Source organism: Streptomyces violascens, from assembly GCF_014649955.1.
Taxonomy (GTDB): Bacteria; Actinomycetota; Actinomycetes; order Streptomycetales; family Streptomycetaceae; genus Streptomyces; species Streptomyces violascens.
Map to the genome: position 1 here is coordinate 152,061 of NZ_BMUA01000017.1, position 23,062 is coordinate 175,122.

Annotated in this window: 22 protein-coding genes; 15 read left to right on the forward strand and 7 right to left on the reverse strand. The window is 71.6% G+C overall.

Translation table 11 applies throughout. The annotated features are described in order from the left end of the window. Position 1: 1 nt before the first annotated feature. Together IE206_RS28360 and IE206_RS28365 are read right to left on the reverse strand one after the other, a co-directional pair. Complete coding sequence (locus tag IE206_RS28360; protein WP_189966965.1) at positions 2-928, reverse strand: NAD(P)/FAD-dependent oxidoreductase; 927 nt, start codon at positions 926-928, stop codon at positions 2-4. A gap of 46 nt (positions 929-974) precedes the next feature. Continuing rightward, positions 975-1,730, reverse strand: a complete 756-nt coding sequence (locus IE206_RS28365) for a thioesterase II family protein (RefSeq protein ID WP_189966967.1) — start codon at positions 1,728-1,730, stop codon at positions 975-977. A gap of 276 nt (positions 1,731-2,006) precedes the next feature. Between IE206_RS28365 and IE206_RS28370 the strand changes: the two genes are divergently transcribed. Then, positions 2,007-3,644: an ABC-F family ATP-binding cassette domain-containing protein gene (locus IE206_RS28370; protein ID WP_189966969.1), complete on the forward strand. Its 1,638-nt coding sequence runs from the start codon at positions 2,007-2,009 to the stop codon at positions 3,642-3,644. 194 nt (positions 3,645-3,838) lie between these two features. Here the strand turns inward: IE206_RS28370 and IE206_RS28375 are convergent, their stop codons facing one another. Together IE206_RS28375 and IE206_RS28380 are read right to left on the reverse strand one after the other, a co-directional pair. After that, on the reverse strand, positions 3,839-6,274 hold the full coding sequence (locus tag IE206_RS28375; protein WP_189966971.1) for a Tex family protein: 2,436 nt from the start codon (positions 6,272-6,274) through the stop codon (positions 3,839-3,841). A 66-nt stretch (positions 6,275-6,340) separates the two neighbouring features. Continuing rightward, on the reverse strand, positions 6,341-7,204 hold the full coding sequence (locus IE206_RS28380) for an SCO6745 family protein (protein ID WP_189966972.1): 864 nt from the start codon (positions 7,202-7,204) through the stop codon (positions 6,341-6,343). 122 nt (positions 7,205-7,326) lie between these two features. Here IE206_RS28380 and IE206_RS28385 point away from each other — a divergent pair, with 122 nt between their 5' ends. Genes IE206_RS28385 through IE206_RS28395 form a run of 3 tightly spaced genes read left to right on the forward strand, consistent with a single transcriptional unit; the run spans position 7,327 to position 9,642 of the window. Then, on the forward strand, positions 7,327-8,289 hold the full coding sequence (locus IE206_RS28385) for a GlxA family transcriptional regulator (RefSeq protein WP_189966974.1): 963 nt from the start codon (positions 7,327-7,329) through the stop codon (positions 8,287-8,289). Between the two features lie 22 nt (positions 8,290-8,311). Further along, positions 8,312-8,959 carry a DJ-1/PfpI family protein gene (locus IE206_RS28390; protein WP_189966976.1) on the forward strand — a complete coding sequence of 216 codons (648 nt, stop codon included), beginning with the start codon at positions 8,312-8,314 and terminating at the stop codon, positions 8,957-8,959. Between the two features lie 32 nt (positions 8,960-8,991). After that, positions 8,992-9,642 carry a DJ-1/PfpI family protein gene (locus tag IE206_RS28395; RefSeq protein ID WP_189966978.1) on the forward strand — a complete coding sequence of 217 codons (651 nt, stop codon included), beginning with the start codon at positions 8,992-8,994 and terminating at the stop codon, positions 9,640-9,642. Here IE206_RS28395 and IE206_RS28400 read toward each other — a convergent pair. Beyond that, positions 9,602-10,369, reverse strand: a complete 768-nt coding sequence (locus tag IE206_RS28400; protein WP_189966980.1) for an enoyl-CoA hydratase/isomerase family protein — start codon at positions 10,367-10,369, stop codon at positions 9,602-9,604. The genes IE206_RS28395 and IE206_RS28400 overlap by 41 nt on opposite strands. Before the next feature lie 77 nt (positions 10,370-10,446). Here IE206_RS28400 and IE206_RS28405 point away from each other — a divergent pair, with 77 nt between their 5' ends. Both IE206_RS28405 and IE206_RS28410 read left to right on the forward strand, forming a co-directional pair. Next, positions 10,447-11,124, forward strand: a complete 678-nt coding sequence (locus IE206_RS28405; protein WP_189966982.1) for an HdeD family acid-resistance protein — start codon at positions 10,447-10,449, stop codon at positions 11,122-11,124. A gap of 136 nt (positions 11,125-11,260) precedes the next feature. Beyond that, the gene (locus tag IE206_RS28410) at positions 11,261-11,761 is read left to right on the forward strand and encodes an ATP-binding protein (RefSeq protein ID WP_189966984.1); all 501 of its coding nucleotides are present in this window, start codon (positions 11,261-11,263) and stop codon (positions 11,759-11,761) included. On the opposite strand, the gene idi is transcribed toward IE206_RS28410, so the two are convergent. Both idi and IE206_RS28420 read right to left on the reverse strand, forming a co-directional pair. Beyond that, positions 11,736-12,338 (reverse strand): isopentenyl-diphosphate Delta-isomerase, encoded by a 603-nt coding sequence (gene idi / locus IE206_RS28415; RefSeq protein ID WP_189966986.1) that lies wholly within the window; start codon positions 12,336-12,338, stop codon positions 11,736-11,738. The genes IE206_RS28410 and idi overlap by 26 nt on opposite strands. Positions 12,339-12,453: 115 nt before the next feature. After that, positions 12,454-13,395 carry a cation diffusion facilitator family transporter gene (locus tag IE206_RS28420; protein ID WP_189966988.1) on the reverse strand — a complete coding sequence of 314 codons (942 nt, stop codon included), beginning with the start codon at positions 13,393-13,395 and terminating at the stop codon, positions 12,454-12,456. Between the two features lie 424 nt (positions 13,396-13,819). Here IE206_RS28420 and IE206_RS28425 point away from each other — a divergent pair, with 424 nt between their 5' ends. The 9 genes from IE206_RS28425 to hpnD all read left to right on the forward strand — a co-directional run bounded on the left by IE206_RS28425 (position 13,820) and on the right by hpnD (position 23,055). Continuing rightward, entirely contained in the window at positions 13,820-15,634 is a 1,815-nt protein-coding gene (locus IE206_RS28425; protein WP_189967042.1) for a DUF5941 domain-containing protein, read from the forward strand. After that, entirely contained in the window at positions 15,631-16,368 is a 738-nt protein-coding gene (locus tag IE206_RS28430) for a phosphocholine cytidylyltransferase family protein (protein WP_189966991.1), read from the forward strand. The genes IE206_RS28425 and IE206_RS28430 overlap by 4 nt, the downstream gene beginning before the upstream one ends. Then, entirely contained in the window at positions 16,356-17,417 is a 1,062-nt protein-coding gene (locus IE206_RS28435) for an iron-containing alcohol dehydrogenase family protein (protein WP_189966993.1), read from the forward strand. The genes IE206_RS28430 and IE206_RS28435 overlap by 13 nt, the downstream gene beginning before the upstream one ends. Further along, a complete protein-coding gene (locus IE206_RS28440) occupies positions 17,395-18,174 on the forward strand; it encodes a CDP-alcohol phosphatidyltransferase family protein (protein ID WP_189966994.1) in 780 nt (259 codons plus the stop codon). Before IE206_RS28435 ends, IE206_RS28440 begins: the two co-directional genes overlap by 23 nt. Beyond that, the gene (locus IE206_RS28445) at positions 18,171-19,055 is read left to right on the forward strand and encodes a glycosyltransferase family 2 protein (RefSeq protein ID WP_189966996.1); all 885 of its coding nucleotides are present in this window, start codon (positions 18,171-18,173) and stop codon (positions 19,053-19,055) included. Before IE206_RS28440 ends, IE206_RS28445 begins: the two co-directional genes overlap by 4 nt. Before the next feature lie 55 nt (positions 19,056-19,110). Next, positions 19,111-19,992 (forward strand): ABC transporter permease, encoded by an 882-nt coding sequence (locus IE206_RS28450; RefSeq protein ID WP_189966998.1) that lies wholly within the window; start codon positions 19,111-19,113, stop codon positions 19,990-19,992. Continuing rightward, the gene (locus IE206_RS28455; RefSeq protein ID WP_189967000.1) at positions 19,979-20,794 is read left to right on the forward strand and encodes an ABC transporter ATP-binding protein; all 816 of its coding nucleotides are present in this window, start codon (positions 19,979-19,981) and stop codon (positions 20,792-20,794) included. The genes IE206_RS28450 and IE206_RS28455 overlap by 14 nt, the downstream gene beginning before the upstream one ends. A gap of 420 nt (positions 20,795-21,214) precedes the next feature. After that, a complete protein-coding gene (hpnC, locus tag IE206_RS28460) occupies positions 21,215-22,108 on the forward strand; it encodes a squalene synthase HpnC (protein WP_189967003.1) in 894 nt (297 codons plus the stop codon). After that, entirely contained in the window at positions 22,105-23,055 is a 951-nt protein-coding gene (gene hpnD / locus IE206_RS28465) for a presqualene diphosphate synthase HpnD (RefSeq protein WP_189967005.1), read from the forward strand. Before hpnC ends, hpnD begins: the two co-directional genes overlap by 4 nt. Positions 23,056-23,062: the final 7 nt, after the last annotated feature.

Consider the following 23,062-nt stretch of genomic DNA (forward strand, 5'->3'; position numbering starts at 1 on the left):
ATCAGCCGGAGGAGGTCGTGGCGAGCGCCGCGGCCTCCTCCGCGCAGCCCCACGCCACGGTCACCCCGGCTCCGCCGTGCCCGTAGTTGTGCACCAACTCGCCAACGTGAGGTCCGAGTTGATGCTCCACCCGTACGCCCGAATCGCGCACCGGGCGCAGTCCCACGCGATGGCCGAGCACGCGCGCGTCCGCTATCTCGGGGTGGATCAGGGCGCAGCGCGCGACGATCCGCTCGGCCGTCGCCGGGTCGGGCGCAAGGTTCCAGTCGTCCTCCTGCGCGGTGCCGCCGAGGAGCAGCCCGTACGGCTGGGGCATGAAGTACGTCGACTCCTCGCCCTCGTCCTCCACCGAGGTGTACCACTCGCGGATCCCGGGATTCTCGACCACCACCAACTGCCCCCGGACGGGCCGCACCTGGGGATCGGGTATCAGGCCGCGCGCCCCCAACCCGGTGCAGTTGACCACGAGCGGCGCGTCCGGAAGGCGCTCGGCATCCCGGACCTCCACGGTTCCGCCCGCTTCCACGAGGCGCCGTTCGAGCCAGCCCAGATGCGTCGGCATGTCGATCAGCGGAAGCCTCGCCCGCAGCCCCTCCGGGTCCTCGCGGAGCCCGGGCACCTCGGCCGCCCACGGCCCGAGGCCGCCGAGCCGGGCTCCGGCGTGCAGCCCGTCGACCAGGCGCACCCCGGTCTCCTCGGGCTTGAGCGCCAGCTCCTCGTACACCCGCAGCGAGGTGAGCGCCCAGTCGCCGACGCGTTCCTCGGGCTCGATGCGGTACGGCCACCACAGTGCGCCCGCCACGGCCGACGTCGACTCCCGCGGCCGCTGCCGGCACCACACCCGGACCCGGCGGCCCGACTCCGCCAGGACGATCGCCGTCGTCAACCCGATGACCCCGCCGCCCACCACGATCACGTCGTTGCTCATGCCCGGACGGTAACCGACCGGTGCGAGCCGCGGGGTCCGGCGTGGGTCAGCGGGCGCCGACGTCCCGCAGCGCCGCCGCCAGTGCGCGCAGCACGGGAGCCGGTTCCTCGCGCAAGTAGAAGTGCCCGCCCGGGAATTGACGTACCGTCAAATCGGCCGTGGTGTGCTGCTGCCAGGCGTCCATCTGATCCCGGGGGTGGTCGGCACTTCCGCCGAACACCGTGATCGGCACGGGCAGCGGCTCGGTCTCCCGCCAGGCGTACGTCTCCAGGACGCGGTAGTCGTCCCGCAGGGCGCCCACGACCAGCTCGCGCAGCTCCGGCGAGTCCAGGACCTCCTGCGGGATCCCGCCGTGGATCTTGGCGACCCGGTCGATGAGCTCGTCGTCGGGCAGGTGGTGCAGCGGATCGTCGACGCGCACGTGGCGCAGGTGCGGCGCAGGGTAGCCGGAGAGCACCAGCCGGGCGGGCAGCGGGCGGCCCGCGTCCCGCAGGGCACGGGTGACCTCGTACGCGATGAGGGAACCCAGGCTGTGCCCGAAGAAGGCGAACGGCGCCGGGCTCAGCGGCACCTCGTCGAGGAACGCGGCCACCAGCGCCTCCATCGAGGCGAACCCCGGCTCGCTGAACCGCGAGCCGCGTCCCGGCAGCTGCACGGCCTGGAACTCGGCGCCCGGCATGTCGCGGCCCCAGCGCAGGTACTCCGTGGCCGAACCGCCCCCGTGCGCGAAGCAGTAGAGCTTGGGGGCGCCGGGGCGCGGCTCCCCGGCGATCAGCCAGCGGGGCGATACGGCGGAGTTCATGGTGCGGAAACCTCCAGAGGGAGCGGGCCGGTGACATGCCGCAGCGCGACGAGTCTCGCATCTTGCACCGTGCCCGGAAACGTGCGCCCGGTTTCGGCCATCGGGCCATGATCCGGAAGGGATCCCGGCGTGCGGGCGCTTCGCCGGAGGCGCGGGGTGGGACCGGGACCGGGGCTGGGCCGGGGGACTGCTCACGACGGGACCGAACGATGGATCGGCACCGGACCGGGGGACGGCTCAAGACCGACCGGGGGACGGCTTAGGATCGGTCACCTCATGACTGCAACTCTCGTCGCCAAGGACCTCGCCGCCGGCCACGGCGACCGCACCCTGTTCGCCGGGCTCGACCTGGTGGTCGCCCCCGGCGACGTCATCGGCCTCGTCGGACCCAACGGCGCGGGCAAGTCCTCCTTGCTCCGTCTGCTCGCCGGGCTCGACACCCCCGAACAGGGCGAGCTGCGCCTCTCCCCGCCGGGCGCGAGCGTCGGCCACCTTCCGCAGGAGCCCGACCGGCGCCCCGGCGAGACGATCCGCGCCTTCCTCGCCCGGCGCACCGGTGTCGCCGCCGCCCAGGAGACGATGGACGCCGCGACCCAGGCCCTGGTCGACGGAGCCCCCGGCGCCGACGACGCGTACGCCGACAGCCTGGAGCGCTGGCTCGCGCTCGGCGGCGCCGACCTCGACGAGCGGGCCGAGGAGGTCGCCGCCTCGCTCGGCCTGACCACCGGTCTCGACCAGCCCATGACCGCGCTCTCCGGCGGCCAGGCCGCCCGCGCCGGACTCGCCTCGCTGCTCCTGTCCCGCTACGACGTCTTCCTGCTCGACGAGCCGACCAACGACCTCGACCTGGACGGCCTGGACCGGCTCGAAGCCTTCGTGAAGGGGCTGCGAGCCGGCACGGTCGTCGTCAGCCACGACCGCGAGTTCCTCGCCCGCACCGCCACCAAGGTGCTCGAACTCGACCTCGCCCAGCAGCAGATCAACCTGTACGGCGGCGGCTACGAGGCCTACCTCGAAGAGCGTGCCACCGCACGCCGGCACGCCCGCGAGGACTACGAGGAGTACGCCGACAAGCGCTCCGCCCTCGAAGGCCGCGCCCAGATGCAGCGCTCCTGGATGGACAAGGGCGTCAAGAACGCCCGCCGCAAGGCCACCGACAGCGACAAGCTGGGAAAGAAGTTCCGCAGCGAGTCCAGCGAGAAGCAGGCTGCCAAGGCGCGCCAGACCCAGCGCATGATCGAACGCCTCGACGTGGTGGACGAGCCCCGCAAGGAGTGGGAGCTGCGCATGGAGATCGCCGCCGCTCCCCGCTCGGGCGCGGTCGTCGCGACCCTGAACGGCGCCGAGGTGCACCGCGAGGGCTTCACCTTCGGTCCCGTCTCGCTCCAGATCGACTGGGCCGACCGCGTCGCGATCACCGGCGCCAACGGCTCCGGCAAGTCGACCCTGCTCGCGGCCCTCCTCGGCCGGCTGCCGCTGGACGCGGGCCAGGCCGCGCTCGGCTCCGGCGTCGTCGTCGGCGAGGTCGACCAGGCGCGCGGCCTGTTCCTGGGCGAGGAGTCGCTGCTCGACGCGTTCTGCGCGGCGGTCCCCGACACGGAACCCGCCGAGGTGCGCACCCTGCTCGCCAAGTTCGGCCTCAAGGCGCACCACGTCCTTCGCCCGGCCGGTTCGCTCTCGCCGGGCGAGCGCACCCGCGCCGCCCTCGCGCTGCTCCAGGGCCGGGGCGTCAACCTGCTCGTCCTCGACGAGCCGACCAACCACCTCGACCTCCCCGCCATCGAGCAGCTGGAGTCCGCACTGGACTCGTACACCGGCACCCTGCTCCTGGTCACCCACGACCGGCGGATGCTCGACGCCGTGCACACGACCCGCCGCCTGGAAGTCGCGGAAGGAAAGGTCACGGAGCACTGACATCCCGGGCCACCCGGCCACGTGGGCGTGCTCCTTCGCGACTGCGGTGCGCGATGCCGAGAACCCGCGCAACGCCGAGCCGGTCACGGCGGGACCGGTCACGGCGGGACCGGTCGCCCCGGAGGGGTGACGCTTCGTCAACCAGGGGCGGGCGTACGGCAGTTGATGCCGTACGCCCGCCCCTCGTCGATCCCTCAGCGTCCGCCGCGGCCCTTCGGGTCAAGCAGGCCCGCCTTGCGCAGGGCGTCCGCCATCGCGCTGTTCGAGGGAGCCGGTGCCGAGCCGCGGCCCTGGCCGGCCCCCTGCCGGTTGCCGCCACGGGCTTCGCCGCCACCACCGTTGCCACGGCGCTGCTGGCCCTGGCGCTGCTGCGGAGGCCGGTTGCCCTGGCCTCGACCCTGGCTCTGGCCGCCCTGCTCGCCGCGCTCCCGCTTCGGCGCGCCGCCCGGCGCGGACGCGTCGTCGTCGAGCCGCAGGGTCAGCGAGATCCGCTTGCGCGGCACATCCACGTCGAGGACCTTCACCCGGACGATGTCGCCCGGCTTCACCACGTCCCGCGGGTCCTTCACGAACGTCCTGGACAGCGCCGAGACATGCGCGAGCCCGTCCTGGTGCACGCCGATGTCGATGAACGCGCCGAACGCCGCCACGTTCGTGACCACGCCCTCCAGGAGCATCCCGGGCTCCAGGTCGCCGATCTTCTCGACGCCCTCCTTGAAGGTGGCCGTCTTGAACGCCGGACGGGGGTCACGGCCCGGCTTCTCCAGCTCGCGCAGGATGTCGGTGACCGTGGGCAGACCGAAGGTCTCGTCCACGAAGTCGTCGGGCCGCAGCGAGCGCAGCACCCCCGTGTTGCCGATGAGGGACGCGACCTCGCTGCCCGTCGTCTTCACCATCCGCCGCACCACCGGGTACGCCTCGGGGTGCACGCTGGATGCGTCCAGCGGGTCCTCGCCGTCGCGGATCCGCAGGAAGCCCGCGCACTGCTCGTACGCCTTCGGGCCGAGCCGCGCCACGTCCTTGAGGGCCCGGCGGGAGCGGAAGGGGCCGTTGCTGTCGCGGTGCGCCACGATGTTCTCGGCGAGGGTCGAGCCGATGCCCGACACCCGGGAAAGCAGCGGCGCGGAGGCGGTGTTGACGTCCACGCCCACGCCGTTCACACAGTCCTCGACGACCGCGTCGAGCGAGCGCGACAGCTTCACCTCGGACAGGTCGTGCTGGTACTGGCCCACGCCGATGGACTTCGGGTCGATCTTCACGAGCTCGGCGAGCGGGTCCTGCAGGCGGCGGGCGATGGAGACCGCGCCGCGCAGCGACACGTCCATGTCCGGGAATTCCTGCGAGGCGAACGCCGAGGCCGAGTACACCGAAGCGCCCGCCTCGGACACCATCACCTTGGCGAGGTTCAACTCCGGGTGTTTGGCGATGAGTTCACCGGCGAGCTTGTCGGTCTCGCGGGATGCCGTGCCGTTGCCGATGGCGATCAGCTCGACCGCATGCTCCTTGCACAGCCCGGCGAGCTTGGCCAGCGCCTGGTCCCACTTGTTCGCGGGGACGTGCGGGTGGATCACGTCCGTCGCCACGACCTTGCCGGTCGCGTCGATGACGGCCACCTTCACGCCCGTACGGAAACCGGGGTCGAGGCCGAGCGTGGCCCGGGTGCCGGCCGGGGCGGCGAGCAGCAGGTCGCGCAGGTTGGAGGCGAAGACGCGGACCGCCTCGTCCTCGGCGGCCGTGCGCAGACGAAGCCGCAGGTCGATGCCGAGGTGGACGAGGATGCGGGTGCGCCAGGCCCAGCGGACCGTGTCACCGAGCCACTTGTCGCCGGGGCGCCCCCGGTCGGCGACGCCGAAGCGGCGCGCCACCATGTTCTCGTACGTCGAGGGGCCCGGCTCCGCCGACGGCTCCTCGGGCTCCAGGACGAGGTCGAGGACGTCCTCCTTCTCGCCGCGCAGCATCGCGAGCACCCGGTGCGAGGGCAGCGCGGTGAACGGCTCGGTGAAGTCGAAGTAGTCGGCGAACTTGGCGCCCTCCTCCTCCTTGCCGTCCCGTACCTTCGCCACGAGGCGGCCCTTGGTCCACATGCGCTCGCGCAGCTCGCCGATCAGGTCGGCGTCCTCGGAGAAGCGCTCGGCGAGAATGGCGCGGGCTCCCTCCAGGGCGGCCGCCGGATCGGCGACGCCCTTGTCCGCGTCGACGAACGCGGCGGCCGCGGCGAGCGGGTCCACCGACGGGTCGCCGAGCAGGCCGTCGGCGAGCGGCTCCAGGCCCGCCTCGCGCGCGATCTGCGCCTTGGTGCGCCGCTTCGGCTTGAAGGGCAGGTAGATGTCCTCCAGGCGGGCCTTGGTGTCGGCGGCCCGGATCTGCGCCTCGAGGGCCTCGGTGAGCTTGCCCTGCTCCCGTACGGACTCCAGCACCGCCGTGCGCCGCTCCTCCAGCTCCCGCAGATAGCGCAGCCGCTCCTCGAGGGTGCGCAGCTGGGCATCGTCCAGCATCTCGGTCGCTTCCTTGCGGTAGCGCGCGATGAACGGGACGGTGGACCCGCCGTCGAGCAGCTCGACGGCGGCCTTCACCTGCCGCTCCCGTACGCCGAGTTCCTCGGCGATCCTGCCTTCGATGGACGTCGTCACGTTGCCGTACCGCCTTCTCGCTGAGCCTGAGGCGCCATTGTGGCAGGCGGCACCGACAACCGACGATCAGCCCTTGCCGACGAGGTCGGCCGGGAAGCCGCCCGCCAGGGCCGCCGCCACCAGGAAGCCCTTGGCGAGTTCGGTGAGCCGGGCCACGCCCTCGGCGCCGAGGAGTTCGTAGGGGGCGAGGTCGAGGCGGTCGGTGCGGTCCTCGAGGTCCGCGCGCAGCGCCACGCCGGCCTCGGTCAACTCGCCCTCGCCGTCGAGCAGTCCGCGCTCGCGAAGGCGCCCGGCGGCCGCGTCCCAGTCCGACTGCTCCCAGCCGCGCGTGGCCATGACCCACTTGCGTGCCATGCCCTTGCCGGTCGCGGTGTGGCTGACCAGCGCCTCCAGCGGGTCGAGCTCCAGGGCGAGCAGCGCGGTGAGGTGGCCGTCGCCGCGGTGCTCGCGCAGCAGCGTCGTGGCGTGCCAGTAAGCCAGGTGCGGCTCCTCGGGCACGGGCAGGTCGGCGTGCGCGGCGTACAGGGGCCGGGCGTGCCGGGTGCAGCCCTCGGCGGCGCGCAGCGCGAGCCGGGCCGCCTCCGCCATCTCGTCGGAGGCAATGGCCTCCTCGCCGAGCAGCCGGCGCAGTGTGCTGTCGACGGCCCGCAGGCGCGCGGCGAGCACGGCCTCGGGGGAGGCGGTGCGCCACACGGCGGGCAGGTGCCGGGCGATCAGGTCGTGCCGGAAGTTGTAGAACGTGGCCGCCACCACTCCGGGACCCACGGCCCCCATCGCGGCCGCCCGCCCCGCGAAGTAGGCGGCGCGGCGGTCCTCGACTCCGAGCCCGGCGAGCTCCTCGGTGAAGTCCGGCGAGAAGTAGACCGTGGCGTGCAGCGAGTTGAGCGGGTTGTGGCAGTGGCGCCCGGCGCGCGGGGGGAGAGAACTCATACCCGGCACGTTACCGACTGGTCGGTACGTCGTGAAGGGGTGGGTCGGGCTCCGTAGCGGATGGCAGGAAAGGTGGGATTCTTGTCATTGCGGCCATCGCCGACGAGCCCAAGGATGGGAACATGACGCAACGCTCCGTCCTGGTCGTCCTCTTCGACGACGTCCAGAGTCTCGATGTGACCGGGCCGGCCGAGGTGTTCGCCGGGGTGGGCCGCGTCGTCGGGGACCCCGCCGCCTACCGGCTGCGCTTCGCCTCGCTCGACGGGGCCCCGGTCACCGCGCACAGCGGTCTTCGCCTCATGGCCGACTCCGCGCTCGCGGATGCCGCACCGGCCGAAATCCTGCTCGTCCCGGGCGGCGACGGAACCCGAAGCGCCGATCCCCGCCTGATCGACTGGCTGCGCGCGCACGGCCCGCGCGCCCCGCGCCTCGTCTCCGTGTGCTCGGGCTCGATGCTGCTCGCCGAGGCCGGGCTGCTCGACGGGCGCCGGGCCACGACGCACTGGGCCTACTGCGCCGAGATGGCCCGCCGCTACCCGGCGGTCCGGGTCGAACCGGATCCGATCTTCGTGCGGGACGGCAACATCGCCACGTCGGCCGGAGTCACCGCGGGCATCGACCTGGCGCTCGCCCTGGTGGAGGAGGACCACGGCAGGGCAGCGGCCCTGCGCCTCGCCCGCAACATGGTGGTGTTCCTGCGCCGGCCGGGCAACCAGGCCCAGTTCAGCGCCCAGCTCGCCGCGCAGACGGCCCGGCGCGAGCCGCTGCGCGAACTTCAGCAGTGGATCACCGAGCACCCGGACGGCGACCTGTCCGTCGAGGCCCTCGCACAGCGCGCCAGCCTCTCGCCGCGCCACTTCGCCCGCGCCTTCCACGCCGAGACCGGCACGACGCCCGGCCGCTATGTCGAGCGCGTCCGCCTGGAACACGCCCGCCGCCTCCTCGAAGAGACTCCGAGCGGCGTCCGGGAGGTCTCCCGCGCGGCTGGGTACGGCACCCCCGAGGCGATGCGGCGCGCCTTCGTCAAAACGCTGGGCACAGCCCCGGCCGAGTACCGCCGCCGCTTCCGCCCCATGCCCGCGTAACCCTCCGTAAGAAGGCAGCCTCATGCAGATCGCGATCCTGCTCTACGACCGCTTCACGGCCCTGGACGCCGTCGGCCCGTACGAGATCCTGGGCCGGACACCCGGCGCCGAGACCGTGTTCGTGGCCGAGCGGGCCGGGCTCGTACGCAACGACAACCAGGGCAGCCTCGGCCTCGCCGCCGACCGCGCGCTCGGCGAGGTGATGCGGCCGGACGTCGTGGTGGTCCCGGGCGGCCCCGGCCAGACCGAGCAGATGGACAACCCGGCGGTCCTCGACTGGCTCCGCGCCGTCGACGCCACGTCCACCTGGACGACCTCGGTGTGCACGGGCTCGCTGCTGCTCGGTGCGGCCGGGCTCCTCGACGGGCGGCGGGCGACCTCGCACTGGCTCGCCCTTGACCACCTCGCGACGTTCGGCGCGCGGCCCACCGGGGAGCGGGTCGTGATCGACGGCAAGTACGTCACGGCCGCCGGCGTCTCCTCCGGCATCGACCTGGGGCTCACCCTGCTCGGCCGGATCGCCGGCGACGAGCGCGCCCAGGCCGTGCAGCTCCTCACTGAGTACGACCCGCAGCCGCCCTACGACGCGGGCTCGCCGGACAAGGCCCCGGCTCATCTCGTCGAGAAGTTCCGCGCCGCGAGCCGCTTCGACTCCGCAGACCGCACATGACCGAACCCGCGATCTCCTCAGAAGGACAGCCCATGCAGATTGCCGTCGCCCTGTACCCCGGCTTCACCGCCCTCGACGCGATCGGCCCGTACGAGACCCTCAGTCCGCTGCCGGGTGCCGAGACGGTGTTCGTCGCCGAGCAGGCCGGGCCGGTACGCAACGACAGGGGGAACCTCGCCCTGGTCGCCGAGAAGTCGTTCGCGGAGGTGCCCCGGCCCGACATCGTGATCGTGCCCGGCGCCCCGCCCGTGGCCGTCGAGCCGCACCTGGGAGGCGGGCCGCTCCTGGACTGGCTGCGCACTGCCGACGTCGCCACGACGTGGACGACCTCGGTGTGCACGGGCTCCCTGCTGCTCGGCGCGGCCGGGCTGCTGAAGGGCCGACGCGCGACCTCGCACTGGCTCTCCCTCGACCACCTGGCGACCTTCGGCGTGACACCGACCGGGGACCGGGTCGTCTTCGACCACAAGTACGTCACCGCGGCCGGGGTCTCCTCCGGTATAGACATGGGCCTGACCCTGGCCGGAATGATCGCCGGAGACCGGCACGCCCAAGCCGTGCAGCTCCTCATCGAGTACGACCCGCAGCCGCCCTACGACGCGGGCTCGCCCGACAAGGCGCCGGCCGACCTGGTGGAGCACTTCAGGACGCAGGGCCTTCCTTCGAGCTCACCCGCCAGGTGAAATGCGGAGCCCGGCGCTCCAGGAAAGCGGCGACGCCCTCCGCGGTGTCGCCGCTGCCGTGCTCCTGCGCCGCCCAGTACGCGTCCCGGCCGGTTCGGCCGTCCGCGAACTCCTTCGCCGCCGCCTGGGTGAGCTGCGAGCGCGACGCCAGGACGCGGGTGAACTCCGCCACCCGCTCGGTCAGTTCGCCCTCCGGCAGCACCTCGTCCACCAGACCGGCCCGCAGCGCCCGCTCGCTGTCGATCAACTCACCCGAGAACAGCAGGTACTTCGCGGTCGACGGCCCCACCAGGGCGGCCAGGCGCCGGGTGGAGGACGCCGGGTAGACGATGCCGAGCTTCGCGGGCGTGACGCCGAAGAGCGCGCCCTCCTCGGCGAACCGCAGATCGCAGGCGGCCGCGAGCTGGCTGCCGCCGCCCACGCAGTGACCGCGCACCGCGGCAAGGGTCGGCTTGGGAAAGGCCGCCAGCGCCTCCTCGGCCCGTACCGCGAGCATCTTGGGATCGTCGCCGGGCTCCCGCAGCGTCGAGATGTCCGCCCCCGCGCAGAACGTGTCCCCGGCCCCCGTCAGCACCAGTGCCCGTACGTCCGGATCGGCGGCCAGGGCATCGAGCAGCGGCGGCAGCGCCCGCCACATCGCGGACGTCATCGCATTGCGCTTGGCGGGGTTGCTGATGACGACGGTGGCGACGCCCTCGGTGAGGCTCTGCTCCAGCTGCGGCTGCATGCGCCGGATGCTATCCGGGCACCCGAAACCTATGATCACAAGGGGGGTCGTCGCACGCGGACCGTGAGGAGACGCTGATGACCAGTCCCGCCAAGGACGTCGGCCGCGAGGGCCGGAAACTGAGCCGGAGCTTCGGTCTGCTCGCCCTGCTCGGGGCGATCCTGGTCGTAGCCGGTCTGGTGGGCCTCGGCTACACCGAGTTCGCCACCCTCACCACCATGCTGCTGTTCGGCTGGCTGCTGCTCGTCGGCGGCGTCGTGGGCCTCGCGCACGCGATCCAGTCGCGCGGCTCCAGCTTCTTCTGGCTCGGCGTCGTGGTCGCCGCGCTGAACCTCGCCGCGGGCGTCGTCATCATTCGCCGCCCCGAGGGCAGCGCCGAGGCGCTCACCATGTTCGCCGCCCTGCTGTTCCTGACCGGCGGGGTCTTCCGCCTGGCAGGCAGCGTGGTCGTGCGCGGGCCGCAGTTCGGCTGGACGCTGGTGCAGGGCGCGTTCGGGGTGCTCCTGGGAGTGCTGGTGCTCGCCAACTGGCCGAGCAACAGCCGGTACGTCATCGGCTGTTTCTTCTCGCTGGCCCTGCTGTTCGACGGCCTCGGCCTGATCGCCATCGGACTCAGCGGACGCAGAATCGTCACTCTTGTGAGTGACGCCGTGACCCCCGTGGAGGCCGGGGAAGGCACACCTCCGATGTCTCCGACATCCCCGCAAGCCATGGCAAAGCCCTCAGAGGAAGATCAGAACCCGACGGAGCGATGACCTTCTCTTGCATCGGGGAGCAAAAAAGCGGCGATAGATGCTGACTTCTGTTCAGTCGGCCGGTCCGGACCAACACACTCCACACACTCGTGAGCAGACGGGTGTGCTGTCGAGCCGCGAGGGTGGGTGCCGGAACATGGAGATCCGCGGGAGCCTTCCGCCCGAACCCGCCGCTTTGGCCAGGCAGCAGTCGTACGAGGGAGTGTGGCGCTTCACCGCGCCCGCCGTCGACGTCTCCGTGCCGCAGGCCCGGCACGCGGTGCGCGACCTGCTGCGGCGCCAGCGCGTACCGGCCCACGAGGACCTCGTACAGGGCCTGCTCCTGATCGTCTCGGAGCTGGTCACCAACGCGGTCAGACACGCGGCCCTGCTCTCGCCGCAGGTCGCCGTCGAGGTGGCGATCGGCGCCGAGTGGATCCGGGTGTCCGTCGAGGACAACCACCCCTACCGGCCCAGGGCCCTGGAGACCGACTGCGGCCGGACCGGCGGCAGGGGGCTGCTCCTGGTGCGCGAGATCACCGAGGAGGCCGGCGGGGTGTGCGACGTCGAGCAGACCGCGAACGGCGGAAAGATCGTCTGGGCCGCACTCCCGCTGGCCCCGCTGCCCGGGATCACCAGCCCGCGCCGGGCCCCGTGAGCTCCTTGACCGCGGGCCTCGCCGCATCCAGCACCGTCATGAACCACGCCGAGAACGGGGCGTGGGCGTGCCGCTCGGTCAGCTCCTCGGGCGTCACGAACGCCGTCTCACCGACCTCCTCCGGGTCCGGCCGCAGCGGCGACTGCACCAGGCCCACGAAGAGGTGGTTGTACTCCTGCTCCACCAGGCCCGAGTCGGGATCCGGGTGGTTGTAGCGCACCGTGCCCGCCTCGGCGAGCAGTGACGGCGAGATCCCCAGCTCCTCGTAGGTGCGCCGGGCGGCCGCCGCGAACGGGGACTCGCCGGGGTAGGGGTGGCCGCAGCAGGTGTTGGACCAGACGCCGGGGGAGTGGTACTTGCCGAGCGCGCGGCGCTGGAGCAGCAGCCGGCCCGCCGGGTCGAAGAGGAAGACGGAGAACGCCCGGTGCAGCTGCCCGGGCGCCTGGTGGGCGGAGAGCTTCTCCGCGGTTCCGATGGTGTTGCCGCTCTCGTCGACGAGTTCGAGCAAGATCTCCGGCGCGGCGCCCGTGGTCCCGTTCGACGAGTTGTTCGCCGTGGTGGCTGGTGTGCTCGGCATAACCATCCTTCGCTTCGGTCCTCGGCTGCCCAGTCTGCCGTACAAAAGCGGCGTGTCCGCCATTGACCGGCATCCGCATGTCCTGCCCCACGCGGCGCCCCGGGAACCGTGCGTGTCAGTGGCAGAGCTTCGCCTCGTGCTCGGCGTGGCCGCCCGGCTCCAGCTGAAAGGTGCAGTGCTCGACATCGAAGTGATCACCCAGGCACCCCTGCAACTCGTGCAGCAGCTTCTCGTGCCCCACCGAGTCGAGCACGCCCTGGCTGACCACCACGTGCGCCGAGAGCACCGGCATCCCCGAGGTGATCGTCCAGGCGTGCAGATCGTGTACGTCCTCGACGCCCGGCAGTTCCACCATGTGCGCCCGCACCTCGGCCATGTCGACGCCCTTGGGTGCCGATTCGAGCAGCACGTCGAGGGTCTCGCGCAGCAGCTTGACGGTCCTGGGCACGATCATCAGGCCGATCACGAGCGAGGCGATCGGGTCGGCCGCCTGCCAGCCGGTGGTCATGATGACCAGACCGGCGATCACCACGGCCGCCGAGCCGAGCGCGTCCGAGAGGACCTCCAGGAACGCGCCGCGCACGTTCAGGCTGTCCTGCTGCCCCTTCATGAGGAGGGACAGCGAGACCGAGTTCGCGACCAGGCCGATCAGGCCGAAGATCACGGCCGTGCCGCCCGCGGTGTCGGCCGGCTCGACGAACCGCGACACCGCCTCGAACAGGACGTAGCCGCCCACCCCGAGCAGCAGCAGACAGTTGGCGAGCGCCGCGAGTATCTCGGCGCGGGCGTACCCGAAGGTGCGGTTGCCCCCGGCCGGGCGGTTGGCGAAGTGGATGGCGAGCAGCGCCATCGCGAGCCCGAGGCCGTCCGTCGCCATGTGCGCCGCGTCCGCGACGAGCGCCAGCGAGTCCGCGAGCAGACCCCCGACGACCTCCACGACCATCACGGTCAGTGTGATGCCGAGTGCGATGCGCAGCCGTCCCCGGTAGGCGGCGGCCGCGGTGCCGGTCGGCGGCGGCCCGCCGTGCGTGTGTCCGTGGTCGTGCCCAGCCCCCATGAAGGCCCTCCCGCATCCGTTCGCGATCAATCCCGACGTCTGTGTACGAGGGGTCAGTGAACTACGGGTAGGGGGTATGTGCAACACGGGACTGAACACCGTTGTCATGTGCTCTGACCTGCGGAAATGCTTGCAGGTCAGAGCGTCGGAGAGATCGCCGGGCCCGCCCGGGGAGGCCGGCGCCGCGATCGCGCGGGCGGCGCTGTTCGAACGCGGTTTGTGGGCTGCGCCCTTGATCGACGATGATGATCGCGGCGTCCTCGCACCGGGCGCCGCCGGGCCCATCGGCGTAAGACCCGGGCTCCGAACGGCCAGTGAATTCCCGGTTCCGTGTATCCGATAGCCTCTGCCGACGTGCCGCCCGCCCCCGTGCCGGGCCGGGTCGTCGCACTTCAGCCATGTCAGTCGCAAGGAGTGAGTTCGTCTGTCGACCGCCATCCTTACCGGTCCGCCGGTGCCCGGCTCGCAGCTCGGACCCGATCTGCGCACGCTGGGTTTCGACGTGCAGCAGGCCTTGCTCCCCGATGATCTGCCCCGCCTCCTCGCCGAGGTGCCGGCCGGCCAACGCGTCGCCCTGGTCGACCCGCGCTTCCTCGGGCACGTCCACGCGCTGCGCCTCGCACTGACCGACCCCCGCTTCCCGGCCGCCTCGGTACCCGGCGCGCTCACCGTCCAGGCCGAGGCCCGCCCGGCGCTCACCCGCGCCCTGGCCGGCGGCACGCACGCGCCCGCGGCCCAGGTCGGTACGGCCTCCGTGCTCGCCGACGACATCGCCGCGGCCATCGAGGCCGACGGCGTCGCGGTGCACCACCCCGAGCTCGGCTCGCTCGTCGCGACCGTCCCCGTGGACGCCGTCGCGGCCGACGCGGCGGCCCGGGCCGTCGCGGCCGTCGACGACGAGGCCGTACGCCTGCGCAACGCCGTGAAGTCCCGCGACGGGTTCTTCACCACCCACTTCATCAGCCCGTACTCCCGCTACATCGCGCGCTGGTGCGCCCGCCGGGGGCTCACCCCCAACCAGGTCACCACCGCCTCGCTGATCACCGCGCTGATCGCGGCCGGCTGCGCGGCGACCGGGACGCGCGGCGGCTATGTCGCGGCCGGAGTGCTGCTGATCCTCTCCTTCGTCCTGGACTGCACCGACGGGCAGCTCGCCCGCTACTCGCTCCAGTACTCGACGATGGGCGCCTGGCTCGACGCCACCTTCGACCGCGCCAAGGAGTACGCCTACTACGCGGGCCTCGCCCTGGGTGCGGCCCGGGGCGGCGACGACGTATGGGCCCTCGCGCTCGGCGCGATGGTGCTCCAGACCTGCCGACACGTCGTGGACTTCTCGTTCAACGAGGCGCACGTCGTAGGCACCGACGCGACCGCCAACACCAGCCCCACCGCCGCCCTCTCCGACAAGCTCGACTCGGTCGGCTGGACGGTGTGGGTGCGGCGCATGATCGTGCTGCCGATCGGCGAGCGCTGGGCCATGATCGCCGTGCTGACCGCCGTCACCACGCCCCGCATCGTCTTCTACGCGCTGCTCATTGGCTGCGCCTTCGCCGCCTGCTACACCACCGCGGGCCGCGTCCTTCGCTCGCTGACCAGCCGCGCCAGCCGCGCCACCCGCACCGATCGCGCGGCCCTCGCGCTCGCCGAGCTCGCGGACAGCGGGCCCGTCGCGCAGCTGGTCGCGGCCAGGGCACCCCGGATCCCGGGCGCCCCCGTGGTCGCTGCCGTCGGCGCGGTCGCGCTGATCGCCGCGGCGCTGACGCAGCCGGTCGGCAGCGGCCAGATGATCGTCGCGGCCGTCTTCTACGCGGTCCTGTCGGGCCTCGCCGTCGCCCGCCCCCTCAAGGGCGCCCTCGACTGGCTCGTGCCGCCACTCTTCCGGGTGGCCGAATACTGCACGGTCCTGATCCTGGCGGCCCGCTCGGACGTGAGCGGGGCCCTTCCCGCGGCCTTCGGGCTGGTTGGCGCGGTCGCCTACCATCACTACGACACGGTCTACCGCATCAAGGGCGGCTCGGGCGCGCCGCCGAAGTGGCTGGTGCGGCTGATCGGCGGCCACGAGGGCCGCACGCTCGTGGTGGCCGTGCTCGCCGCCGTCCTCGCCACGCGAGACACAGACTTCACCCTGGCGCTCACCGCCCTCGCGGCGGCCATCGCGCTCGTGGTGCTCGTGGAGTCCATCCGCTTCTGGGTGTCCTCCGGAGCACCTGCCGTACATGACGAAGGAGAAACAGCATGATTGGCCTCGTACTGGCAGCCGGTGCCGGACGGCGTCTGCGCCCCTACACCGACACGCTCCCGAAGGCCCTCGTGCCTGTCGACGGTGACACCACCGTCCTGGACATCGCGCTGAAGAACTTCGCCGAGGTCGGCCTCACCGAGGTCGCCGTCGTCGTCGGCTACCGCAAGGAAGCCGTGTACGCGCGCAAGGAGGCCCTGGAGGCCAAGTACGGCGTCGCGATCACGCTGATCGACAACGACAAGGCCGAGGAGTGGAACAACGCCTACTCCCTGTGGTGCGCGCGTGAGGTGCTGGGGCGTGGTGTGATCCTCGCCAACGGCGACACGGTCCACCCCGTCTCCGTCGAGAAGACCCTGCTGGCCGCGCGCGGACAGGGCCAGAAGATCATCCTCGCCCTCGACACGGTGAAGAACCTCGCCGACGAGGAGATGAAGGTCATCACCGCCGAGGGCAAGGGCGTCCAGCGCATCACCAAGCTGATGGACCCGGCGACCGCCACCGGCGAGTACATCGGCGTCACGCTGATCGAGGCCGAGGCCGCCGAGGAGCTCGCCGACGCCCTGAAGACCACCTTCGAGCGCGACCCCGACCTCTACTACGAGGACGGCTACCAGGAGCTCGTGAACCGCGGCTTCACCGTCGACGTGGCCCCCATCGGCGAGGTGTCGTGGGTCGAGATCGACAACCACGACGACCTGGCGAAGGGCCGTGAGATCGCGTGCCAGTACTGACGAGGCTCATCCCGTCCCCGGTTGTCGTCGACATCCGGGCCGGGGCGCTGGATGACCTGGCCGGCGTCCTCGCCGACCAGCGCATCTCGGCGTCGGGCAAACTCGCGGTGGCCATCAGCGGCGGCTCCGGGGCGGTGCTGCGCGAGCGGCTCGCCCCGGCGCTGCCCGGCGCCGACTGGTACGAGGTCGGCGGCGGCACGCTCGACAACGCGATCAAGCTCGCCGACGCGATGAAGTCGGGTCACTACGACGCGGTCGTCGGCCTCGGCGGCGGCAAGATCATCGACTGTGCCAAGTACGCCGCGGCGCGCATCGGCCTCCCGCTGGTCGCCGTCCCGACGAACCTGGCGCACGACGGCCTGTGCTCGCCGGTCGCCACCCTCGACAACGACGCGGGCCGCGGCTCCTACGGGGTGCCCACGCCGATCGCCGTCGTCATCGACCTGGACGTCATCCGCGAGGCTCCGGTCCGCTTCGTACGGTCCGGCATCGGCGACGCAGTCTCGAACATCTCCTGCATCGCGGACTGGGAGCTGTCCAACCGCGAGACCGGCGAGTCCATCGACGGCCTCGCCGCCGCCATGGCCCGCCAGGCCGGCGAGGCCGTGCTGCGCCACCCCGGCAGCGTCGAGGACGACGGCTTCCTCCAGGTGCTCGCCGAGGGCCTGGTCCTCACCGGCATCTCCATGTCGATCTCCGGCGACTCGCGCCCCGCGTCGGGCGCCTGCCACGAGATCAACCACGCCTTCGACATCCTCTTCCCGAAGCGGGCCGCGAGCCACGGGGAACAGGTGGCCCTCGGCGCCGCCTTCGCCATGCACCTGCGCGGTGCGGTGGAGGAGTCCGCGCTGATGGCGAGCGTGCTGAGGCGGCACCGGCTGCCGGTCACCCCGGAGGAAATTGGCTTCACCGCCGAGGAGTTCGTCCGCGCCGTCGAGTTCGCGCCGCAGACCCGGCCCGGCCGCTACACCATCCTCGAGCACCTCGACCTGTCCACCGACCAGATCAGGGACGCGTACGCCGACTATGCCAAGACCATCCGTAGCTGAGCTCCGCCCGGTCGTGCACCCCGCGGGTGTCAAGGACCGGGTCAGCGGAGAACACTGGGGCGGCCGCCTGTACATGCGCGAGATCTCCCTGCGCATCACCCGCCTCCTGGTCACCACCAAGGTCACGCCGAACCAGCTGACCTATCTGATGACCCTCAGCGGTGTCCTCGCCGCCCCGGCCCTGCTCATCCCGGGCATCTGGGGCGCGGTCCTCGGCGTCGTGGCCGTCCAGGGCTATCTGCTGCTCGACTGCGTCGACGGCGAAGTCGCCCGCTGGAAGAAGCAGTTCTCGCTGTCCGGGGTGTACCTGGACCGCGTCGGCGCCTACCTGTGCGACGCGGCGGTCCTGGTCGGTTTCGGCCTGCGCGCCGCCGACCTGTGGGGCGGCGGCCGGATCGACTGGCTCTGGGCCTTCCTCGGTACGCTCGCGGCCCTCGGCGCCATCCTGATCAAGGCGGAGACCGACCTCGTCGGCGTCGCCCGGCACCAGGCCGGTCTGCCGCAGGTCAAGGACGCGGCGGCCACGCCGCGCTCCTCCGGCATGGCGCTGGCCCGCCGGGCCGCCGCCGCGCTCAAGTTCCACCGCCTGGTCCTCGGCATCGAGGCGTCCCTGCTGATCCTGGTCCTCGCGATCGTGGACCACGTCCGGGGCGACCTGTACTTCTCGCGCCTGGGCGTCGCGGTCCTTGCCGGCATCGCGCTCCTCCAGACGCTGCTCCACCTCGTGTCGATCCTCGCCTCCAGCAGGCTGAAATGAGCGCCCCCATGAAGGTCGGTGCGGTCGTCATCACGATGGGCAACCGCCCCGCCGAGCTGCGGGCCCTGCTCGACTCGGTCGCCAAGCAGGACGGCAACCCGATCGAGGTGGTCGTCGTCGGCAACGGCGCCCCGGTCCCGGACGTCCCCGAGGGCGTACGCACCGTGGAGCTGCCGGAGAACCTGGGCATCCCGGGCGGCCGCAACGTCGGCATCGAGGCGTTCGGCCCCTCGGGCGCGGAGGTCGACGTGCTGCTCTTCCTCGACGACGACGGGCTGCTCGCCAACCCGGACACCGCAGAGCTGTGCCGCAAGGCCTTCGCCGCCGACCCGGAGCTCGGCATCATCAGCTTCCGGATCGCCGACCCGGAGACCGGCGTCACCCAGCGCCGCCACGTCCCGAGGCTGCGCGCCGCCGACCCGATGCGCTCCTCGCGCGTGACGACCTTCCTCGGCGGCGCGAACGCCGTGCGGACCCGGGTGTTCGCGGAGGTCGGCGGGCTGCCCGACGAGTTCTTCTACGCGCACGAGGAGACCGACCTGGCCTGGCGGGCGCTCGACGCCGGCTGGATGATCGACTACCGCGCGGACATGGTCCTGCACCATCCGACGACCGCCCCCTCCCGGCACGCGGTCTACCACCGGATGGTGGCCCGCAACCGGGTCTGGCTGGCCCGGCGCAATCTGCCCGCCCCGCTCGTCCCGGTCTACCTGGGGGTCTGGCTGCTCCTGACCCTGGCCCGCAAGCCCTCGGGCCCGGCGCTGAAGGCCTGGTTCGGCGGTTTCAAGGAGGGCTGGGCGACGCCCTGCGGACCGCGCCGCCCCATGAAGTGGCGTACGGTCTTCAAGCTCACCCGGCTGGGCCGTCCCCCCGTCATCTGAGAGTCTCGGCTCTGAGACCATCGGGCGTACTTCTTGAACACGAAAGTTTTCACTTGTGAGTGACACAACCCTGTCCCCGGCGGACCTCGCCGCCAAGCACGGGCTGTCGGTGAGCGGAGCCCGGCCCGGGCTCTCCGCTTACATCAAGCAGCTGTGGGGCCGGCGCCACTTCATCCTGTCGTTCTCGTCGGCCAAGCTGACCGCCCAGTACAGCGAGGCGAAGCTCGGCCAGATCTGGCAGGTGGCGACGCCCCTGCTGAACGCGCTGGTCTACTACTTCATCTTCGGCGTCCTGATGAACGCGAAGCGGGGCATCGACTCGGACGCGTACATCCCGTTCCTGGTCACCGGCGTGTTCCTGTTCACCTTCACGCAGAACTCGCTGATGGCGGGCGTGCGGGCGATCTCGGGCAACCTGGGCCTGGTGCGGGCGCTGCACTTCCCGCGTGCCTCGCTGCCCATCTCCTTCGCGCTGCAGCAGCTCCAGCAGCTGCTCTTCTCGATGATCGTCCTGATGATCGTGGTCGTGTCCTCCGGCTTCATGCCGAGCATGACCTGGCCGCTGATCATCCCGGTGCTCGCGCTGCAGTTCGTGTTCAACACCGGCCTGGCGCTGATCTTCGCGCGGCTCGGCTCCAAGACGCCGGACCTCGCGCAGCTGATGCCGTTCATCATGCGTACGTGGATGTACTCGTCCGGCGTGATGTTCAGCCTCAGCACCGTGCTCAAGGGCAAACCTCACTGGCTGAAGGACATCCTTCAGTGCAACCCCGCCGCGGTCTACATGGACCTGGCGCGCTACGCCCTGATGGACGGCTACGGCGGCCACTCGCTGCCCCCGCACGTGTGGGCCCTCGCGGTCGGCTGGGCGGTCGTCGTCGGCGGGCTGGGCTTCGTGTACTTCTGGAAGGCTGAGGAGCGGTATGGCCGTGGCTGAGGACATCAAGGACCGCGTCGCAGTCGAAGACGCGCGCATTCCCACCGTCATCTGCGACGACGTGCACATCGTGTACACCGTCAACGGAGGCGGCGGCGGAAAGGGCAGCGCCACTGCCGCCCTGAGCCGCATCGTCAAAAGGGACAGGACCGGCGGCGCAGGCCGCGGCATGCGCCGGGTGCACGCGGTCAAGGGCGTGTCGTTCACCGCGTACCGCGGCGAGGCGATCGGCCTGATCGGCTCCAACGGCTCCGGCAAGTCGACGCTGCTTCGGGCGATCGCCGGCCTGCTGCCGCCCGAGAGCGGCCGGGTCTACACCGACGGCCAGCCCTCGCTGCTCGGCGTGAACGCGGCGCTCATGAACGACCTGACCGGCGAGCGCAACGTGATCCTGGGCGGTCTCGCCATGGGCATGTCGCGCGAGGAGGTCAAGGAGCGCTACGAGGAGATCGTCGACTTCTCCGGCATCAACGACAAGGGCGACTTCATCTCCCTGCCGATGCGGACGTACTCCTCCGGCATGGCGGCCCGGCTGCGGTTCTCCATCGCCGCGGCCAAGGACCATGACGTCCTCATGATCGACGAGGCGCTCGCCACCGGTGACCGCCAGTTCCAGATCCGCTCCGAGGAGCGCATCCGGGAGCTGCGCAAGCACGCCGGAACCGTCTTCCTGGTGAGCCACAGCATCGGCTCCATCCGGGACACCTGCGACCGCGTGCTCTGGCTGGAGCGCGGTGAGCTGCTCATGGACGGTCCGACGGACGAGGTCGTGAAGGCCTACCAGAAGGAGTCCGGCCGCTGACATTTGGTCATCCGGCGGACAGCGGAAACCGCGGCCCCTGTCGATCAACCCCGGCAGGGGCTTCCGCGTCCTATGGTGTGGTCGGGCAGTCAAGATCCCGTCAAGTTGCCAGTGTGCGGGGAAGGTTGGGCCGGATTGGAGTGTTCTTGTAATGCTCGCAACACCCCGACGTGTTGTCGGCCGTTGTACAACGTAAGCTGTACCGGTGCTGATTCGCGGCAAGTGGGGTAATACGCCCCGGGCTCCTCGCGAGGTGGGTCACCCCGTCCGGGGAGGTCAGGCGGCGTGTCCGAAATAGGATGTTTTGGGTCGGCGGTGTAGAACGGGAGATGTGACGGCCATGGCTACGGAAAATCTCCAGCTCCGAGGGACGGCCGCCGTTCCCGCGCCGGGCGGTACCCGGTGACCCCAGTCCGGGACGTGCGCACCGGATCCTCCTCGCGCACCACGCTCGACAAGGCCACGGAAGAGAACTTCCCGGTGGCCCCGTTCTTCCTGCCGCGCGCCTGGCGCGACGACCTGATGGCCGTCTACGGCTTCGCCCGGCTCGTCGACGACATCGGAGACGGCGACCTCGCCCTCGGCGGCGCCGACGCCCGCCACCTGGGCGTCGCCCCCACCGATGCGGACGACCGGCTGCTCATGCTCGACGCCTTCGAGACGGACCTGCGCCGGGTCTTCGACGGAACGCCGCACCACCCGCTCCTCAAGGCCCTGCAGCCCACCGTGCGGCGCTGCTCGCTGACCCCGGATCCCTTCCTCGGGCTGATCGCGGCCAACCGCCAGGACCAGCGCGTCGCACGCTACGAGACGTACGAGGAACTGCTCGCCTACTGCGAGCTTTCGGCCAACCCCGTGGGGCGGCTCGTCCTCGCCATCACCGGCACCGCGAGCCCGGAGCGCATCCGCCGCTCCGACGCGATCTGCACGGCGCTGCAGATCGTCGAACACCTCCAGGACGTGAAGGAGGACCTCGGGCGGGACCGGATCTATCTGCCTGCCGAGGACATGTCGCGGTTCCACGTCACGCGGGCCGACCTGGCCGCCCCCCGCGGGAGCGCCTCGGTGCGTGCCCTGGTCGCGTTCGAAGCGGAACGCGCCGGGTCGTTGCTGAATGAAGGCACCCCTCTGGTGGGTAGCGTCCACGGCAGACTCAAGCTGCTGCTGGCCGGATTCGTGGCCGGAGGACGCGCCGCGCTCGACGCGGTCGCTGCCGCCGGCCACGACGTACTCCCGGGACCGCCCAAGCCCACCAAGGCAAGGCTGATGCGCGAGGTGGGAGCCGTCTTGCGAAGAGCGCGTAGAGAGGGGTGAGCCGGACAGTGGAGGCACAGGCACCCGTGTCCGCACCGGTACAGGCCGCATACAGCTATTGCGAGGCCGTGACCGGGCAGCAGGCGCGCAATTTCGCGTACGGCATCAGGCTGCTGCCGGCCGACAAGCGGCAGGCGATGTCGGCGCTGTACGCGTTCTCGCGCCGGGTCGACGACATCGGCGACGGCACGCTGGCCGACGACGCCAAGGAAGTGCGCCTGGAGGAGACCCGGGCGCTGCTCGGGCGCATCCGCGACGGCCGCGTGGACGAGGACGACACCGACCCGGTCGCGGTCGCGCTCGCGGACGCGGCGCGCCGGTTCCCGATCCCGCTCGGCGGGCTCGACGAGCTCATCGACGGCGTCCTCATGGACGTGCACGGCGAGAGCTACGAGACCTGGGACGACCTGAAGGTCTACTGCCGGTGTGTCGCGGGCGCCATCGGTCGGCTCTCGTTGGGCGTGTTCGGTACGCAGCCGGGCGCGCCAGGCATCGAACGCGCCGGGGAGTACGCCGACACGCTGGGGCTCGCGCTCCAACTCACCAACATCCTCAGGGACGTTCGCGAGGACGCCGGAAACGGGCGGACCTACCTGCCCTCCGACGACCTCGCCAAGTTCGGCTGCTCGACGGGTTTCAACGGCCCCGTGCCGCCGCCCGGCTCCGACTTCGCCGGGCTCGTCCACTTCGAAGTGCGGCGCGCCCGGGCCCTGTTCGCCGAGGGCTACCGGCTCCTTCCCATGCTGGACCGGCGCAGCGGCGCCTGCGTGGCCGCCATGGCCGGCATCTACCGGCGCCTGCTCGACCGCATCGAGCGCGACCCGGAAGCGGTGCTGCGCGGACGGGTCTCGCTGCCCGGGCGGGAGAAGGCGTACGTCGCGGTACGCGGACTGTCCGGCCTCGACACGCGGCACGTCTCCCGGCAGACCGCCAGGAGGCGCGCCTGATGCACCA

Bases quoted from the DNA above. Each gene is read 5' to 3' on its own strand.
- IE206_RS28360 (WP_189966965.1), bottom strand. From the start codon at position 928: ATGAGCAACGACGTGATCGTGGTGGGCGGCGGGGTCATCGGGTTGACG.
- IE206_RS28365 (WP_189966967.1), bottom strand. From the start codon at position 1,730: ATGAACTCCGCCGTATCGCCCCGCTGGCTGATCGCCGGGGAGCCGCGC.
- IE206_RS28370 (WP_189966969.1), top strand. From the start codon at position 2,007: ATGACTGCAACTCTCGTCGCCAAGGACCTCGCCGCCGGCCACGGCGAC.
- IE206_RS28380 (WP_189966972.1), bottom strand. From the start codon at position 7,204: ATGAGTTCTCTCCCCCCGCGCGCCGGGCGCCACTGCCACAACCCGCTC.
- IE206_RS28385 (WP_189966974.1), top strand. From the start codon at position 7,327: ATGACGCAACGCTCCGTCCTGGTCGTCCTCTTCGACGACGTCCAGAGT.
- IE206_RS28390 (WP_189966976.1), top strand. From the start codon at position 8,312: ATGCAGATCGCGATCCTGCTCTACGACCGCTTCACGGCCCTGGACGCC.
- IE206_RS28395 (WP_189966978.1), top strand. From the start codon at position 8,992: ATGCAGATTGCCGTCGCCCTGTACCCCGGCTTCACCGCCCTCGACGCG.
- IE206_RS28400 (WP_189966980.1), bottom strand. From the start codon at position 10,369: ATGCAGCCGCAGCTGGAGCAGAGCCTCACCGAGGGCGTCGCCACCGTC.
- IE206_RS28405 (WP_189966982.1), top strand. From the start codon at position 10,447: ATGACCAGTCCCGCCAAGGACGTCGGCCGCGAGGGCCGGAAACTGAGC.
- IE206_RS28410 (WP_189966984.1), top strand. From the start codon at position 11,261: ATGGAGATCCGCGGGAGCCTTCCGCCCGAACCCGCCGCTTTGGCCAGG.
- idi (WP_189966986.1), bottom strand. From the start codon at position 12,338: ATGCCGAGCACACCAGCCACCACGGCGAACAACTCGTCGAACGGGACC.
- IE206_RS28420 (WP_189966988.1), bottom strand. From the start codon at position 13,395: ATGGGGGCTGGGCACGACCACGGACACACGCACGGCGGGCCGCCGCCG.
- IE206_RS28430 (WP_189966991.1), top strand. From the start codon at position 15,631: ATGATTGGCCTCGTACTGGCAGCCGGTGCCGGACGGCGTCTGCGCCCC.
- IE206_RS28440 (WP_189966994.1), top strand. From the start codon at position 17,395: ATGCCAAGACCATCCGTAGCTGAGCTCCGCCCGGTCGTGCACCCCGCG.
- IE206_RS28445 (WP_189966996.1), top strand. From the start codon at position 18,171: ATGAGCGCCCCCATGAAGGTCGGTGCGGTCGTCATCACGATGGGCAAC.
- IE206_RS28455 (WP_189967000.1), top strand. From the start codon at position 19,979: ATGGCCGTGGCTGAGGACATCAAGGACCGCGTCGCAGTCGAAGACGCG.